We start from the raw sequence: 14014 nt of genomic DNA on the forward strand, positions 1-14014 counted from the left end.
GTGCGGGCGGTCGTGGGGGGGCGGGTGTGGGGGTGTGCGGGCGGTGGGGCGATGAGGAGGTAAACCTTCCGCCAACTCGGCTAAGTTGGTAACCAACTCTGCTGTAGTTGTCCCCACTTGGTACCTACTCATAAACAACTTTCAAACAACTCCACACAGATGGATCTAAGTTGTAGCGTTTGGTCGTGACCCAGGAGAACGTGGCAGTGAACGGCAGCAGAAAGCTCTCGCCGCAGGAAATCGCCGACAGCCTGCGGGAACGCATCCGTGCCGGGGACCTGAAGGCCGGAGACCGTCTGCCCACCCAGGCCGAACTCGCCGAGGAGTTCGGCGTGGAGCGGGGCACGGTCCGCCAGGCACTCCGGGCACTCCAGGAGGACGGCCTGCTCAGCAACGTGAGCAAGGGCAGCCCGCCGCGCATCGCCGAGCCGGCCCCGGGCCGGGCCGAACCGCAGCCGACGATGGTCGCACTGGCGCCGCGGCTGACTGAGGCGTTCTCCGCACCCCGCGTACGCGTGGACGTCGTCTGCCACACGTCCGAGACCCTCATGATGGCGCTGAGTGAACCCGTCCGCCGGATCCATCAGGGCGGCAGCCCACCCGAGTCGATCCACCTCCGCATCCTGTTGCCGTCTCGCGACATCACCCTTGCCTTCCCGGTCCTGGTCGAGAGCCGAGGAGATGACGATCCCGTCCATCAACGCTGGCTGAGGATGCGGAACGCCCAGGCCCAGGTACTACGCCACAACCTGCAAGCTCTCCGTTCCACCCACGGCGTCGATGTACAGGTCACCTTCCGGGCGCTGCCCTTCACACCGCCGGTGAAGCTGTACGTGCTCAACGGGCAGGAGGTGTTGTTGGGGTACTACATGCTCGAGAAGCGACGGGAGGAGTACGAGAGCCAGACCCTGGAGATGTACGACGCCCTCGGCTCCCGGTCTCTCCTCTTCTCCTTCGAAGAGCGCACAGGCCAGCGGGACGCGGCGTTCGTGGAGGAATCCCGGAAGTGGTTCGACGCCCTCTGGGAAACCATCACGACTGACCTGACACTCTCTTAGTGACCTCTGATACGAAGCAGACTGAACCGGTGGCGGCACGGACGGTGGACCAGGAGTCCCTGAGGGACCTCCTCCTCGGCGCCCGCGTGGTGCTGTGGGACTTCGACGGGCCGATCTGCCGGCTGTTCGCCGGGCACTCGGCGCATCGAGTGGCGGACGGGCTGGTGGCCTGGCTCGAAGCGCGAGGGTTGAGCGGACTGCTGGACGAGAGCGAACGGGACACGCGGGACCCCCACGCGGTACTTCGAGCCGTCGATCGACGGCACCCCGACAGCGACCTGGTCACGGAGCTGGAGGAACGTCTTACCGATGAGGAGCTGCGCGCTGTCCCCTCCGCGATGCCGACCGCCTTCGCGGATCCGCTGATTCACACCTGGCGGGCGGTGGGGGCGCGGCTGGCCATAGCCACGAACAACTCGCCCAGGGTCGTCCGTGCATACCTGGCCGAACGCAGGCTGCTCGACTGCTTCCAGCCGCACGTCTACGGGCGTACGCAGGACCTGCGGTACCTGAAGCCACACCCCCACTACCTCAACCGCGCTCTCCATGCGATGGGGGCCGCGCCGTCCGGTGCCCTGTTCATCGGCGACACCCCCACGGACTGCCAGGCCGCAGCCGGGGCCGGAGTTCCCTTTCTCGGTTACGCGCGCAACGAGCACAAGAGCAAGCTGCTGAGGGATGCGGGGGCTACGAGCGTCGTCGGCTCACTGGAGCCTTTGCTGATGATTCTGCGGGAGTGAACATGAAGGCAAGGGATCACCGGCGGCGGACCGTTCGGTGTGCCGCCACCGGTGTCCGCTCCTGGCGGGGGCCCGAACGGGTTGTGTCGTAGACGCGGTCCCGCACGCCGGACAGGATGGGTGTAACGGCGTCCACTACGCGGACATGCGTGAACGCCCGCGGGTAACGCGAAACAGCTGACGGAAAGTTATGCGCGTGTTGACATGACGCGGGTGGAGGACGGCTATTCTCGGCCATCATGCCCCCTCAGTCACACCGGGCGCGATGGGCGCTCGTGCACCGCCTCCTGGAGTCCCGCAGACTCCGGGGCGGGGGGCGTGTGCTCACCGGCCATCACAACACCAACCATGTCCTGCGGGCAGGGCTCTTGCTCGCTGTGTTGACCGGCGTCACGCCCTTCGCCCGGTTCAAGTACCGGGTGCCCCTGCAGGGGATCGAGGTCGTACCGCGCATCTGGCCGTGCGAGGCCGACGTACTCAGGGTCGTGTGCCGGTACCTGAGTGAAGTGCCCCGCTGTGTCGCCGTGCTGGGTGAGCTGGGGGACCGTTCTCTGCACAGGTACCGCCGGGGCGAAGCGCTGAGTGACGGTAATCCCGACGGCGCCATCGGTGAGTGGCTGATGAGGGAGTTCGCAGCGTTCTTCGTCAGGACCGCCCAGGTGCCGGTCGGTGAGCTCCCGGCTCGCCCTGCGGACTGGCCGGCCGATGGCGACAGTGACGGATTCCTGCACTGGCTTGCCGACTTCACCGAGAAACGCGTGCACCAGCCCAACCGGGACAGCTTCGGCGATCTCTTCCAGGCCCTGGGGATCCCCGAGGACGCGATGGCCAGGTTCAAGAGCAGTCACCAAGGTCTGACGCCCCGACCGTTCAGGCTTCTGCACACCGATGTCCATCGCGCGAACGTCCTGGTGCACCGTCAGCGGATCTCCGTGATCGACTGGGAGTTGGCCATTTGTGGGGATCCCCTGCATGATCTGGCGACTCATATCGTACGTATGGGGTACGACGTGGCAGAGCGGCAGCTCATGACTGAGCTGTGGACCGAAGCCATGGACGAGGCGGGTCTGAAGGAGCTGACCGCCGGCGTGGACAGGGACCTCGACTCCTATATGGCCTTCGAGTACGCCCAATCGGTGTTCCCGGACGTCATGCGCGCTGCGCTCGGCCTTCCCGGTGACGCTGAGGAGGGGCATTTCCACGCGGCTGGACGAGGGGTGGGCCGCGCCATGAATCGGGCCCGCCAGTCGCTGGAGATGACGGACGTTCCGGGCCTGGAGGAGATCGTGGAAGCCCTGAAGAAATGGCACAGCGTGTCCGCGCACTCTGCCACCGGTTGAAGCCCCGGCCGGACTGCCTGCGCCGGGCGTCGCACGCGCTGGGCGCCGAGGCGGACGGCGCCCTGATGACCGGGGACACGGCGACCGACCCGGCTGCGGGGGAGGCGGCCGGCATGGTCTTCGCGGGGGTGTGTCCGTGATGAGGATGAGGCGAAGGCGTTGTGGGAGGCGGGAGCGCCGTATGTGCTCTCTCGCTTCGCCCGCTTCCCGGCCATGGTTCCGTGCTGATTCCGGCGTCCCCTTCCTGACGGACCGTCCGGCGGGGCACCATGAGCGGACTCGAGTCGAATCGGGGTCCCGCGGGGGGGAATGGTGTCGGACACAAGGCCGTCGTGGTCCAGCAGACTGACCACCGCATGGGGCCGGGCGGAGTCCACGGTCACGAAGCTGTTCCTGTTCGCGGTGTTCGTGGTCGGACTGGTGGCCCAGTTCGTGAAACCCGTCGGTGACGCTCTGCAGGACAAGGTTTACCTGGGCGGGGCTCTGCTCACGGTGGTGGGCTACGTTCTCTACACCGAGGTACAGCGCCTGAACGCGGGACAGTCCGCGCAGCGAGAGGCCGAGACGGAACTGCAGGGGGTGGCGCGGCGGCTCGAAGACGAGGTGCGGCGCCTGAACGAAGCGCTCCGTCCCCGTGACGTCACGCCGAGGCAGCTCGAAGCGCAGTTCAGGGAAGTGCTCAGCAGCAGCGGAGACAGTCGTATCTCCGTGATGGGATTCACCGGAGAGACCTTCGCCGAACCCCTGGTGCACATACTGCAGGGTCTGAGCCAGCATGTCGCGCGCACCATCGAACTGCGTGTACTGGTACCGGACTTCACCAAGGAGATCGGGGTACCCGGGCTGGTCGACGCGGACGGCGTGGCTGGTGACGCACCCTCGTTCCGGGAGAGCCTGCTGGCTCAGATCGCCGGCTACGAGAGGCGGCTGACGGAGATGATCGGGCGGATGGTGGACGAGCACAGAGGAACGCTGTCGGTCGAGTTCCGCGTACTGCACATGTCCCCGTCGCTGAAGCTGTACTTCATCAACGAGGACGTGGTCTACGAAGGAATCTACGACAAGATCGTGCTCCGGCGCCCATCGCGCGACTCGGGCGGCCTCACCGCGCCCGATTCCGGCGTGGTGAATCACCGGTTCCTGGACCTCCTGGGCTACGACTCCATGCTGACCCGGTGGCACTGGGACGGCGGCGAGCAGGCACAGCAGATCATCAGGCGGCGCCGCGAACTCTTCGACACCCTCTGGACTGCCTCACGCAGGTTCTCCACGGAGGTGACGACCGGTACGCCGCCGGTCCGGCCGGGGGGTCTTCGACCTCGACCCGCCTTGCGGTCAGGCGGTGGCCCGGCGCCCGGTGCGTAGGCTCACCGGCATGAGTGAGGGCGGCCTTCGTGAGCGCAAGAAGCGGCGGATGTACGAGAGCGTGTCCGACATCGCCGTCGGGCTCTTCCTGGAGCGCGGCTTCGACGCCGTGTCGGTCGCGGAGGTCGCCGCCGCGGCCGAGATCTCCAAGCCGACGCTCTTCCGGTACTTCCCGGCCAAGGAGGACCTCGTCCTGTACCGCATCGCCGATCACGAGGGCGAGGCCGCGCGGGTGGTGGCCGGCCGGGCGCGGCCGGTCGACGCGCTGCGGCTGCACTTCCTCGACGGCCTCGAGCGGTACGACCCGATCACCGGGCTCAACGACGACCCGCGCGTGCGCGCCTTCTACGCCCTCCTCTACGGCACCCCGTCCCTGGTCGCCCGCATGTACGCCCACCTGGAACGCTCGGAGGCCGCGCTCGCCGAGGCGCTCGGTGACGACCTGGACGCGCGGCTGGCGGCCGGCCAGATCATCGCCGTACGACGGGTCCTCGCACAGGAGAACTGGCGGCGGATCGTGGCGGGGGAGCGGGCGGCGGAGGTGCGTGCGGACGCGGTGGCGGCGGCGGAGCGGGCGTTCGGGCTGCTGGCGGCCGGGCTGCCGCGGTTCGCCTGAGGGTTGTGTCCGGCGGGGCTGCCGCGGTTCGCCTGCGGGTCGTGTCCGGCGGGGCGCGGCGCGGGCCGGCCCCGGCGTAGAGACGCGGTTAAAAATGTTACTCGGTTGCGTTATTTCGGTAGGGTGCCCTCATGACGTCGACCGACCGCGACCTCGAAGGCCCGCTCCGGGACTCCCTCCGCCGCGAGCGCGCCCACCACGACCGCTGCCGCGCCGCCCTCGCCGCCATGATCGACGGAGCCCAGGAGCAGGTCGTCACCGGTGAGGACGTCTCCGCCTCCGGCGCCGACGCCGAAGTCCTCGGGTACCGCCTGCGCAGCCAGGCCAAGGAACTGCGGGAACTGCCCGAAGGTCCGTTGTTCTTCGGCCGGTTGGACTTCGGCCGCAACGCCGGCGCCGGCGACCACGCCGGCCAGCGCTACCGCATCGGACGGCTGCGGATCACCGAGCACCCCGCCGCCCCGCCCCTCGTCGTCGACTGGCGCGCCCCCGTCTCCCGCGCCTTCTACCAGGCGAGCGCCCGCGACCCGCAGGGCGTCGCCGTACGGCGACGGTTCGGCTGGGCCCCCGGCAGCCGCGGCGACTCCGCCGACCTCACCGGGCTGGAGGACGAACACCTCGACGCGCCGGAGAGCGGGGACGGTTCCGGGGCGGGCGTCCGCCCGAGTGGCATCGTCGCCCGCGAGATCGAGCGGCCGCGCGTCGGACCCATGCGGGACATCGCCGCGACCATCCAGCCCGACCAGGACCACCTCGTCCGCGGGGACCTCGCCCTCTCCGTCTGCGTGCAGGGCGCCCCCGGCACCGGCAAGACCGCCGTCGGCCTGCACCGGGCCGCGTACCTGCTCTACACGCACCCGCAGCGCATCCGGCGCGGCGGACTGCTGATCCTCGGGCCCAACCGGACCTTCCTCTCCTACATCTCGGAGGTTCTGCCCGCCCTCGGCGAGACGGGAGTACGGCAGTCCACCGTCCAGGACGAGATCGCCCGGCGGCCGGTCACCGGAGCCGACGAGGAGCGGACCGCCGTCGTCAAGCACGACGCCCGGATGGCGGAGGTGCTGCGCAGGGCGCTGTACGCGCGGGTGTCGGCCGGCGCCGTCGCCCCGCTCGTGGTGGCCGACGGCACCTACCGCTGGCGGGTCGGGACCGGAGAGCTGGCGGGGATCGTCACCGCCGTACGGGCCGAGGAGCCGCCGTACGGCGTGGGGCGGGAGCGGGTCCGCAGCCGGGTCGTGCGCTGCCTCCAGGCGCAGGCCGAGCGGCGTGCCGGGCCGCAGACCGGCGCCTGGGTGCGGACGGTCTCGCGGGCGCGAGCGGTGACGGCGTACGTCGACACCGTCTGGCCGCGCGTGACGCCCGAGGAGGTCGTCGCCGAACTCCTCGCCGACGAAAAGGCGTTGGCGCGCGCCGCCGACGGACTGCTGGACGCCGGCGAGCAGCGGGCCCTGCTGTGGGCGCGGCCGCCCCGGTCGTGGAAGTCGGCCCGCTGGTCGGCCGCCGATCTCGTCCTCCTCGACGAGGTGGCCGGGCTCGTCGAGCATCCGGAGGGCTACGGCCATCTCGTCGTCGACGAGGCCCAGGACCTCTCCCCGATGGAGTGCCGGGCCATCGCCCGCCGCGCCGCCTTCGGCTCGCTGACCGTCCTCGGCGACCTGGCCCAGGGCACCACACCGTGGGCCGCCCGGTCATGGCCGACGACCCTGCGCCACCTAGGCAAGCCGGACGCGGCCGTGATCCCCCTGACCACCGGGTTCCGGGTCCCCGAGGCCGTCGTCACCCTCGCCAACCGCCTGCTGGAACGCCTCGACGTGGATGTCCCGGCGGGCCGGTCCCTGCGCCGGGACGGGGAGCTGAGACTGACGCGGGCGGCGGCGGACGCCGTACCGGACGCGGTCGTCGCGGCCGTACGGGACGCCCTGGCCGGGGAGGGATCCGTCGGGATCGTCGCGGCCGACGCGGAGGCCGGCCGGCTCCGCGAGGTGCTCGACGCGGCCGGCATCGACGCGGCGGGCCCGGACCGACTCGGCGCCCGGGTGGCCGTGGTGCCGGCGAGCCTCGTCAAGGGCCTCGAGTACGACCATGTCGTCGCCGTCGAACCGGCGGCGATCGCGGAGGCGGAACCGCGGGGCCTGCACCGGCTGTACGTCGTGCTCACCCGTGCGGTGTCCCGGCTGGAGGTGGTCCACGCGCGGCCACTGCCGTTCTGATCACCGGAGGCACCGGCGCTCGACACGGCGGTTTCCCGGGCCGCGCGCTTCACCGCGTGTCCGTTGTGGGCGATGCTGTTGCTCGATGCTCCTCTTCCTCGACGTCGACGGGACGCTGATCCCCTTCGGGGCGGCCCGGCCGTACCCGCGGTACACGGCGCCCGCCCCCACCTCCGCACAATCCGTCGCGCACCCGCTGCTGACCCGGGTCGACCCACGGCTCGGCCCGCGGCTGACGGCGCTGGGCTGCGAGCTGATGTGGGCCACGACCTGGCTGGAGGAGGCCAACACCGTGGTCGCGCCCTGGCTCGGGCTGCCCCCGCTGCCCCTGGTGGACTGGCCCGACGAGGACGAACCGCCGGGCGCGCTGCACTGGAAGACGCGCCCCCTCGTCGCCTGGGCGGCCGGCCGCCCGTTCATCTGGGTCGACGACGAGATCACCCCCGCCGACCGCAGCTGGACGGCCGCCCACCATCCCGGCCGGGCCCTCCTGCACCGTGTGGACCACCGGTACGGACTCACCGACCGGGACTTCGCGATCCTGGAGGAGTGGCTCGGCGACCCGCGGTGACGCGCCTCGGCACCGCCGGCCCACCGGGACCTCCGGTGCCGCTCACGAGAAGTCGTACACGGTCCAGTCGGCGAGCGTGCGATAACCGAGGCGCTGGTAGAGGGCGTTGCTGGTGGGGTTGCCCAGGTCCGCGAACAGGACGACGTCCTGCGCGCCCGCGGCCAGCGCCGCCCGGCTCACCTCCGCCACCACGGCGCCCGCGTACCCGCGACCACGCAGGTGGGCCGGGGTGTGGACGACGTCCACCTGGACCTGGCCGCCGATCATCGGGTTCAGGCCCGCGACGGAGACGGGGGTGCCTTCCGGGGTCTCCCACAGCGTGTAGGTCTTGTCGGCGAAGCGGGTGCCGGCCCAGGTGGAGGCGTCGAGGGAGACGTCTTCCCCGACGGCCTCGGCGAACTCGCCGCACCAGAACATGGCCTGCTCCAGATCCCGCTCGCCCAGGACGCGCCCCCGGCCCGGCGGCAGCGGCTCCGGTGGGGTCAGCGTGCCGAGGCCGTACAGACGGAGCCGCGTGTCGCGGAGTTTCGGCGTCGCCCCGGTGTGCGTCTGCCACGCCTCGGCGAAGGCGGCGGCGGTGCCGCGGTCCGCGCTGACGCGGGAGAGGGAGTGTCCGAGAGCGGCCAGGCGGGCGGCGAGGGAGTCGGCCTGACCGGGCGTGAGCGGAGAGAGGCCGAGACCGCGGGGCGGGAGGCGGTAGAAGGTGGCGTGGACCGCGCCCGCCCGCTCCAGCACACCGAAGACGGGCGCTTCGGGGCCGAACGCCTTGGCCCCGCGCGTGCGCACCCTCTCGGCCCAGGTCAGCTGCATGACGTGCGGGCCGGGCCGGGAGCGCAGGAAGTCTCCGGCCCGGGCGAGAAAGTCGCCGACGTCTTCGGTCAGGTACCAGTCATCCGGTCGCATGCCTCATGATTCCCCGCGCGGCGGACGCGCCCGACGGGTTTCCGCCAGGCTTCCGCCAGGCTTCCGCCAGGCTTCCGCCAGGCGGGGAAGTACCGTCGGGCCTCACGGGCCCCATGCCCCGGGGAACGGGGAACGGGGAACGGGGAAACGGGGAACGGGAACGGCAACGGGGACCTGGGACGGCGATGAGCGCGCCGCCCATGGGTACACGCCGTCCCGTGTGCGCGCGGCCCATGGGCACCGGGACCGAACGGGTTGTCCCGGGCCGCCGTGCGAGTGGCGTGGCGCACTATTGCAAGCAGATGCTTGCAATAGTTAGCGGCGATGCGGCAGGGTGGAGGCATGGCATCGCTCAACGTCGGCAATCTCGGTGAGTACCTGCGCGAGCAGCGGCGCACGGCGCAGCTGTCGCTGCGGCAGCTCGCCGACGCCGCCGGGGTGTCCAATCCCTATCTGAGCCAGATCGAGCGCGGGCTGCGCAAGCCGAGCGCGGAGGTGCTGCAGCAGGTCGCGAAGGCGCTGCGGATCTCCGCCGAGACGCTGTACGTGCGGGCCGGCATCCTCGACGCCGAGCGGGACCGGGACGAGGTGGAGACGCGTGCGGTCATCCTCGCCGATCCCACGCTGAACGAGCGGCAGAAGCAGGTGCTGCTCCAGATCTACGAGTCCTTCCGCAAGGAGAACGGATTCGAGATCCCCCTGGGAGACGCGGGGCAGGACATACCGCAGGACACCGCGGAGAGCGAGCACGCGCAGAGCGACACCGTCGTACGGCCCGCTCGCACGGTCGACGACGGCACCGGCACGGCGAGACGTACCAGCGGTACCGGCACCACCGACATCGATCCGCAGCAGACGGCCAGTTGAGCCGGACCAGGGCACCGGCCGCCTGACCGCGGACCTTCATCAACCCTCAGCCGAAAGAAACACGGGAGGACCCTCACCATGGCCATCACCGACGACCTGCGCAAGACCCTCAGCGACCCGACCCCGTTCTACTTCGCCGCCGGCACCGCCGACCTGGCCCTGAAGCAGGCCAGGAAGGTGCCCGGTCTGGTGGAGCAGCTGCGGGCGGAGGCGCCGGCCCGTATCGACGCCGTCCGCGGCACCGACCCGAAGGCCGTGCAGGAGAAGGCCGCCGCCCGCGCCAAGGAGGCGAGCGCCAAGGCCAAGGAGGCCCAGGAGAGCCTCCAGGCCAAGGTCGGCGAGTTCTTCGGCGCCCTCGACGGCGACCTGAAGAAGCTGGGCAGCACGCTCGACGCGGACCTCAAGAAGCTCGGCGAGTCGGCCCAGGACATCGCGCTGCGGAGTGTCGGCGTCGCCGCCGAGTACGCCGTGAAGGCCCGGGAGACCTACGAGAAGGTCGCCGAGCACGGCGAGCAGGCCGTGCGGACCTGGCGCGGCGAGGCCGCCGAGGAGATCGAGGAGCTCGCCATCGCCGTCGAGCCGAACGACGCGCCGGCCCCCGTCAAGGTGGAGACGCCCGTCGCGAAGCCCGTCGCGGTCAAGCCCGAGCCCGCCGCGGCCAAGAAGCCCGCCGCGAAGAAGACCCCGGCCCCGGCTCCGGCCCCGGTGCGCAAGCCCACCGCCAAGAAGACCACGCCGCCCGCCAAGTAGGGACGGGGCGGCGACGGGCCGGGCACTCCAGGAGTGCCCGGCCCGTTCACCGGGTAACGGGCTTCCGGGACCGGGTACGGTGACCGCGTGAAGACAAGCCGAATCGGGTGGTGGACGTTGTGCTGATGCAGGGTTTCGCAGGGTTCATGTGGCTGCTGAGTGTCGCCATGATCCTGTTCAGCGGCTTCGCACTGCTCGACGCGGCGGTGCGCCGCGAGGACGGTTACCGCGCCGCCGACAAGCAGACCAAGCCGTTCTGGCTGATCATCCTGGCGATCGCGTTCGTGGTGAGCCTGATCTTCCCGATCCTGTCGTTCCTGCCGATCATCGGCCTCGTCGCGTCCATCGTGTACATGGTCGACGTGCGCCCCGCCCTGCGCGGTCTGCCGGGGGGCGGCCGCAGCCGCCGCGGCGGCTCCAGCAGCGACGGACCGTACGGGCCGTACAACGGCGGACGGTAACCCGGGGCCGCACGGGTTGCACGTCGCCGCAGGTCCGCAGGTCGGGTCCGTGGGGCCGGCGGGCTTTCGCGTGCGGCGGGCCGGCCCGCGCTCTCAACCGGCGCCCGTGTTCCGGCCGGTGGGTCAGGGGGTGCGGTCCAGGAGCACTACCGCCACGTCGTCCGTCAGCTCGCCGCCGTTCAGGTCGCGGACCTCGTTGACGGCGGCCCGCAGCAACTCCTCGCCGCGCAGTCCCTCGGCGAGCTGGCGGCGGACCATCTCCACCATGCCGTCCTGGCCGAGCCGCTCCCGGCCGCGGCCGACGTGACCCTCGATCAGACCGTCGGTGTAGAGCATCAGGCTCCACTCGGCCCCCAGCTCCACCTGCGTACGCGGCCAGCGGGCACCGGGCAGCAGACCGAGTGCGGGGCCGTTGTTGTCGTACGGCAGCAGCTTGGCCGGCCGGCCCGGGCGGGCTATCAGCGGCGAGGGGTGACCCGCCAGGCACAGGCCCGCGCGACGGCCGTCCGGCGCGATGTCGACCGTGCACAGCGTCGCGAAGATCTCGTCGTCCGAGCGCTCGTGTTCCAGGACCTGCTGCAGGGTCCCCAGCAGCTGGTCCCCGCACAGGCCCGCCAGGGTCAGCGCCCGCCAGGCGATGCGCAGCTCCACTCCCAGCGCCGCCTCGTCCGGCCCGTGGCCGCAGACGTCGCCGATCATCGCGTGCACCGTGCCGTCCGGGGTGCGGACGGTGTCGTAGAAGTCGCCGCCGAGCAGGGCGCGCGAACGCCCCGGACGGTAGCGGGCCGCGAAGCGCAGCGAGGAACCCTCCAGGAGGGGCGTGGGCAGCAGGCCCCGCTCCAGCCGCCGGTTCTCCTGGGCGCGCACCCGGCCCTCGGCGAGCCGCCGCTCGGCCGTGTCGGAACGCTTGCGCTCGACGGCGTAGCGGATGGCCCGGCTCAGCAGCCGTGCGTCCAGCTCGTCCCGGAACAGGTAGTCCTGGGCGCCCACCCGCACCGCCTCCGTGCCGCGTTCGGCGTCGCCGGACGCGGTCAGCGCGAGGACGGCGTGCCGGGGCGCGAGCCGCAGCACGTGCCTGAGTACGGCCAGTTCCTCGTCGTCACCGGGCAGGCCGGGGACGGTCAGCGCGAGGTCCAGCAGGATGCAGTGGACGTCGTCGGTGAGCAGCCGCTCGGCCTCGGTGAGGTTGCGCGCGGTACGGATGCGGAACGGCCGGCCGGCCGCGTCCCGGAGTTCGGGCACGGCCGCGGAACCGCCCGGGTCGTCCTCGATCAGGAGCAGCGTCAGGTGGGGCTGAGCGGCGCCCTGGGTGGGGCCGGCCGTCTTCCCGGCCGGCTCCTTGGCCGGGGTGGCTTCGCTGTGCGGAGTGGCTTCGGTGCGCGGGGCCTCTTCCCTGAAGCGGCCGCTCGGTGACGCGGCCGGCGCCTGACCACTCTCCACGGCCGGGATCGCTCTCTGCCGCGGTACGGGTGCGGGCATCGTCTTGGGTTCCTTCCCTCCCCCCGAGGGCATGGCGGGGCGAGGGACCTCGACCCACCGACGGGGACCATAGCGGTAGTCGGCGCCGCAGCGGAATGGTGTGAGACGGGCCGCACGGGCGTCCGCCACTGTCATATGCCGCGATCGGTAACGCAGTTGGACAGGTCAGGGGTGTCGCCGCAATGACGAACGTCACGTCGGCGGCAGGCCGGGCGTGGGACAGATCACGTGGCGGGGCTCACCGTGACGAGGAGCCCGGTTCACCTGGTCCGTATGCCCGTTCAGCCATCCGGCATGCGGTGGGCGGCCGTGCCGGGGGCGGAGCGAGCGGGTGCGGCGGGTCGGGCGGTCAGGCGTGGCGGGGCCCCACAGGGCGCGCCTCCGTCGCCGGCCCTCACGCGTCCGGCCGTACGACCCCGAGTATCGGCATGGAACCGGCCCCCGCGACGGTCACCGTGCGGCCGGGCCGCGGGGCGTGCACGATCGCGCCGTTGCCCACGTACAGGGCGACATGGCTGGCGTCGGCGAAGTAGATGACCAGGTCACCGGGGCGCATGTCCTCCACGGCGACGTGCGGCAACTGCTTCCACTGCTCCTGCGAGGTGCGGGGGACGGGGTGCCCGGCGTGCGCCCACGCCTGTGAGGTCAGGCCGGAGCAGTCGTACGTCTTCGGGCCCTCGGCGCCCCACTCGTAGGGCTTGCCCAGTTGCGCGGTGGCGAACTCGACCGCCTTCTTGCCCGGCTCGCTGGCGCTGCCGTGACTCCCGTCGAGGACTCCGGAGTCGAGCCAGGTGGTCTGCGCCTGGTGGGCGGCCGCCTCCTCCAACTCGGCGAGGCGTTCCTTCTCCTTCTTCTCCAGCCGCGATTCCAGCTCCTCGGCCGCGGCGATCCGCTGCTTGACCCTCTTGGTGGCCGCGGCCTTGGCCTTGCGGCCCGCCTCCAGTTCCTTCCACTGGGCGGAGGCGTCCTTCGCGTACAGCTCCAAGTCCTGCTGGGTGCGGGTCATCTCGACGAGGAGTCCCTTGGCCGCGCGCTGGCCCTGGAGCACCCGGCCCGCGCCGTCGAGGAACTCCTGCGGGTTGTCGCTGAGCAGCAGATGGGCCTCGTCCGGCAGCCCGCCGCCGCGGTACTGGGCGCGGGCCGCGGCGCCCGCGCGGTCCTTCAACCCGGCCAGTTTCTCCTGGCCCTTGACGATCTTCTTCGCCAGCTCGACCAGCTCGGCGGACTGCCGCTGAGCCTTCTCCTCGGCCGCGTTGTGCGCGTCGGTGGCGACGGCGGCCTCGTGGTACAGCCTCTCCAGCCGCTCGCGGACGGCCTCCAGGTCCTTGTTCGCGGGGAGCGCCGGGGCGGTGGGCGAACCGGCCGCCGGTGTCGGTGTGGGGTCCGGGGCGGCGAACGCCGTGCCCGGTGCCGCGAGGACGGTGACCGCGCACACCACCGCCACGGCCGCGGTGATCAGCCCGCGCCTGCCCGCTCCCATATCCCTGCCCCCGCATCCCTTGACGCGACCTGATTTACCGTCAGTAACTTACGGACGCCTGGGGATCGTGCCATGTCGTCGCGCAAAGCGACAGAGGTACGCGAGGCCGCGCTCGGCGGATCCCTTCCCCTCCCTCCCGGCGGCGCAACGATCTCCCCGCCTGTGTGACGAACG

The 14014-nt window shown here is 71.4% G+C and carries 14 protein-coding genes; 11 read left to right on the plus strand and 3 right to left on the minus strand.

All coding sequences use genetic code 11. The features are described 5' to 3' along the window. Nucleotides 1–179 precede the first annotated feature (179 nt). The 8 genes from AC07AZ_RS11850 to AC07AZ_RS11885 all read left to right on the plus strand — a co-directional run bounded on the left by AC07AZ_RS11850 (nucleotide 180) and on the right by AC07AZ_RS11885 (nucleotide 7900). A complete protein-coding gene (locus tag AC07AZ_RS11850) occupies nucleotides 180–1058 on the plus strand; it encodes a winged helix-turn-helix domain-containing protein (protein WP_478846430.1) in 879 nt (292 codons plus the stop codon). Then, complete coding sequence (locus tag AC07AZ_RS11855; protein ID WP_478846432.1) at nucleotides 1058–1798, plus strand: HAD family hydrolase; 741 nt, start codon at nucleotides 1058–1060, stop codon at nucleotides 1796–1798. The genes AC07AZ_RS11850 and AC07AZ_RS11855 overlap by 1 nt, the downstream gene beginning before the upstream one ends. 320 nt (nucleotides 1799–2118) lie before the next feature. Further along, a complete protein-coding gene (locus tag AC07AZ_RS11860) occupies nucleotides 2119–3138 on the plus strand; it encodes an aminoglycoside phosphotransferase family protein (protein ID WP_478846434.1) in 1020 nt (339 codons plus the stop codon). Then, entirely contained in the window at nucleotides 3135–3278 is a 144-nt protein-coding gene (locus tag AC07AZ_RS11865) for an HAD hydrolase-like protein (protein WP_478846436.1), read from the plus strand. Before AC07AZ_RS11860 ends, AC07AZ_RS11865 begins: the two co-directional genes overlap by 4 nt. Nucleotides 3279–3540: 262 nt before the next feature. Beyond that, the gene (locus tag AC07AZ_RS11870) at nucleotides 3541–4503 is read left to right on the plus strand and encodes an ATP/GTP-binding protein (RefSeq protein ID WP_478846438.1); all 963 of its coding nucleotides are present in this window, start codon (nucleotides 3541–3543) and stop codon (nucleotides 4501–4503) included. A 10-nt stretch (nucleotides 4504–4513) separates the two neighbouring features. Beyond that, nucleotides 4514–5119 (plus strand): TetR family transcriptional regulator, encoded by a 606-nt coding sequence (locus AC07AZ_RS11875; RefSeq protein WP_478846440.1) that lies wholly within the window; start codon nucleotides 4514–4516, stop codon nucleotides 5117–5119. A gap of 131 nt (nucleotides 5120–5250) precedes the next feature. Then, nucleotides 5251–7329, plus strand: a complete 2079-nt coding sequence (locus tag AC07AZ_RS11880; RefSeq protein WP_478846442.1) for a HelD family protein — start codon at nucleotides 5251–5253, stop codon at nucleotides 7327–7329. A gap of 85 nt (nucleotides 7330–7414) precedes the next feature. Then, complete coding sequence (locus AC07AZ_RS11885) at nucleotides 7415–7900, plus strand: HAD domain-containing protein (protein ID WP_478846444.1); 486 nt, start codon at nucleotides 7415–7417, stop codon at nucleotides 7898–7900. Between the two features lie 42 nt (nucleotides 7901–7942). On the opposite strand, the gene AC07AZ_RS11890 is transcribed toward AC07AZ_RS11885, so the two are convergent. Further along, the gene (locus AC07AZ_RS11890) at nucleotides 7943–8803 is read right to left on the minus strand and encodes a GNAT family N-acetyltransferase (protein ID WP_478846446.1); all 861 of its coding nucleotides are present in this window, start codon (nucleotides 8801–8803) and stop codon (nucleotides 7943–7945) included. A gap of 342 nt (nucleotides 8804–9145) precedes the next feature. Here AC07AZ_RS11890 and AC07AZ_RS11895 point away from each other — a divergent pair, with 342 nt between their 5' ends. From AC07AZ_RS11895 to AC07AZ_RS11905, 3 genes are all read left to right on the plus strand, one after another. Continuing rightward, nucleotides 9146–9670 (plus strand): helix-turn-helix domain-containing protein, encoded by a 525-nt coding sequence (locus AC07AZ_RS11895; protein WP_478846448.1) that lies wholly within the window; start codon nucleotides 9146–9148, stop codon nucleotides 9668–9670. Nucleotides 9671–9748: 78 nt separating this feature from the next. Further along, complete coding sequence (locus AC07AZ_RS11900) at nucleotides 9749–10420, plus strand: hypothetical protein (RefSeq protein WP_478846450.1); 672 nt, start codon at nucleotides 9749–9751, stop codon at nucleotides 10418–10420. Between the two features lie 125 nt (nucleotides 10421–10545). After that, complete coding sequence (locus AC07AZ_RS11905) at nucleotides 10546–10881, plus strand: DUF2516 family protein (protein ID WP_478846452.1); 336 nt, start codon at nucleotides 10546–10548, stop codon at nucleotides 10879–10881. Between the two features lie 123 nt (nucleotides 10882–11004). Here AC07AZ_RS11905 and AC07AZ_RS11910 read toward each other — a convergent pair whose 3' ends face one another. Further along, nucleotides 11005–12360, minus strand: coding sequence for a PP2C family protein-serine/threonine phosphatase (locus AC07AZ_RS11910; protein ID WP_478846454.1), 1356 nt, complete (start codon nucleotides 12358–12360; stop codon nucleotides 11005–11007). A 394-nt stretch (nucleotides 12361–12754) separates the two neighbouring features. Further along, nucleotides 12755–13840, minus strand: a complete 1086-nt coding sequence (locus AC07AZ_RS11915; protein ID WP_478846456.1) for a C40 family peptidase — start codon at nucleotides 13838–13840, stop codon at nucleotides 12755–12757. Nucleotides 13841–14014: the final 174 nt, after the last annotated feature.

The sequence above is a fragment of the Streptomyces sp. NPDC043878 genome (assembly GCF_056435735.1).

Bases quoted from the DNA above. Each gene is read 5' to 3' on its own strand.
- AC07AZ_RS11885 (WP_478846444.1), top strand. From the start codon at position 7,415: ATGCTCCTCTTCCTCGACGTCGACGGGACGCTGATCCCCTTCGGGGCG.
- AC07AZ_RS11895 (WP_478846448.1), top strand. From the start codon at position 9,146: ATGGCATCGCTCAACGTCGGCAATCTCGGTGAGTACCTGCGCGAGCAG.
- AC07AZ_RS11890 (WP_478846446.1), bottom strand. From the start codon at position 8,803: ATGCGACCGGATGACTGGTACCTGACCGAAGACGTCGGCGACTTTCTC.
- AC07AZ_RS11905 (WP_478846452.1), top strand. From the start codon at position 10,546: ATGCAGGGTTTCGCAGGGTTCATGTGGCTGCTGAGTGTCGCCATGATC.
- AC07AZ_RS11915 (WP_478846456.1), bottom strand. From the start codon at position 13,840: ATGGGAGCGGGCAGGCGCGGGCTGATCACCGCGGCCGTGGCGGTGGTG.
- AC07AZ_RS11900 (WP_478846450.1), top strand. From the start codon at position 9,749: ATGGCCATCACCGACGACCTGCGCAAGACCCTCAGCGACCCGACCCCG.
- AC07AZ_RS11880 (WP_478846442.1), top strand. From the start codon at position 5,251: ATGACGTCGACCGACCGCGACCTCGAAGGCCCGCTCCGGGACTCCCTC.
- AC07AZ_RS11910 (WP_478846454.1), bottom strand. From the start codon at position 12,360: ATGCCCGCACCCGTACCGCGGCAGAGAGCGATCCCGGCCGTGGAGAGT.
- AC07AZ_RS11875 (WP_478846440.1), top strand. From the start codon at position 4,514: ATGAGTGAGGGCGGCCTTCGTGAGCGCAAGAAGCGGCGGATGTACGAG.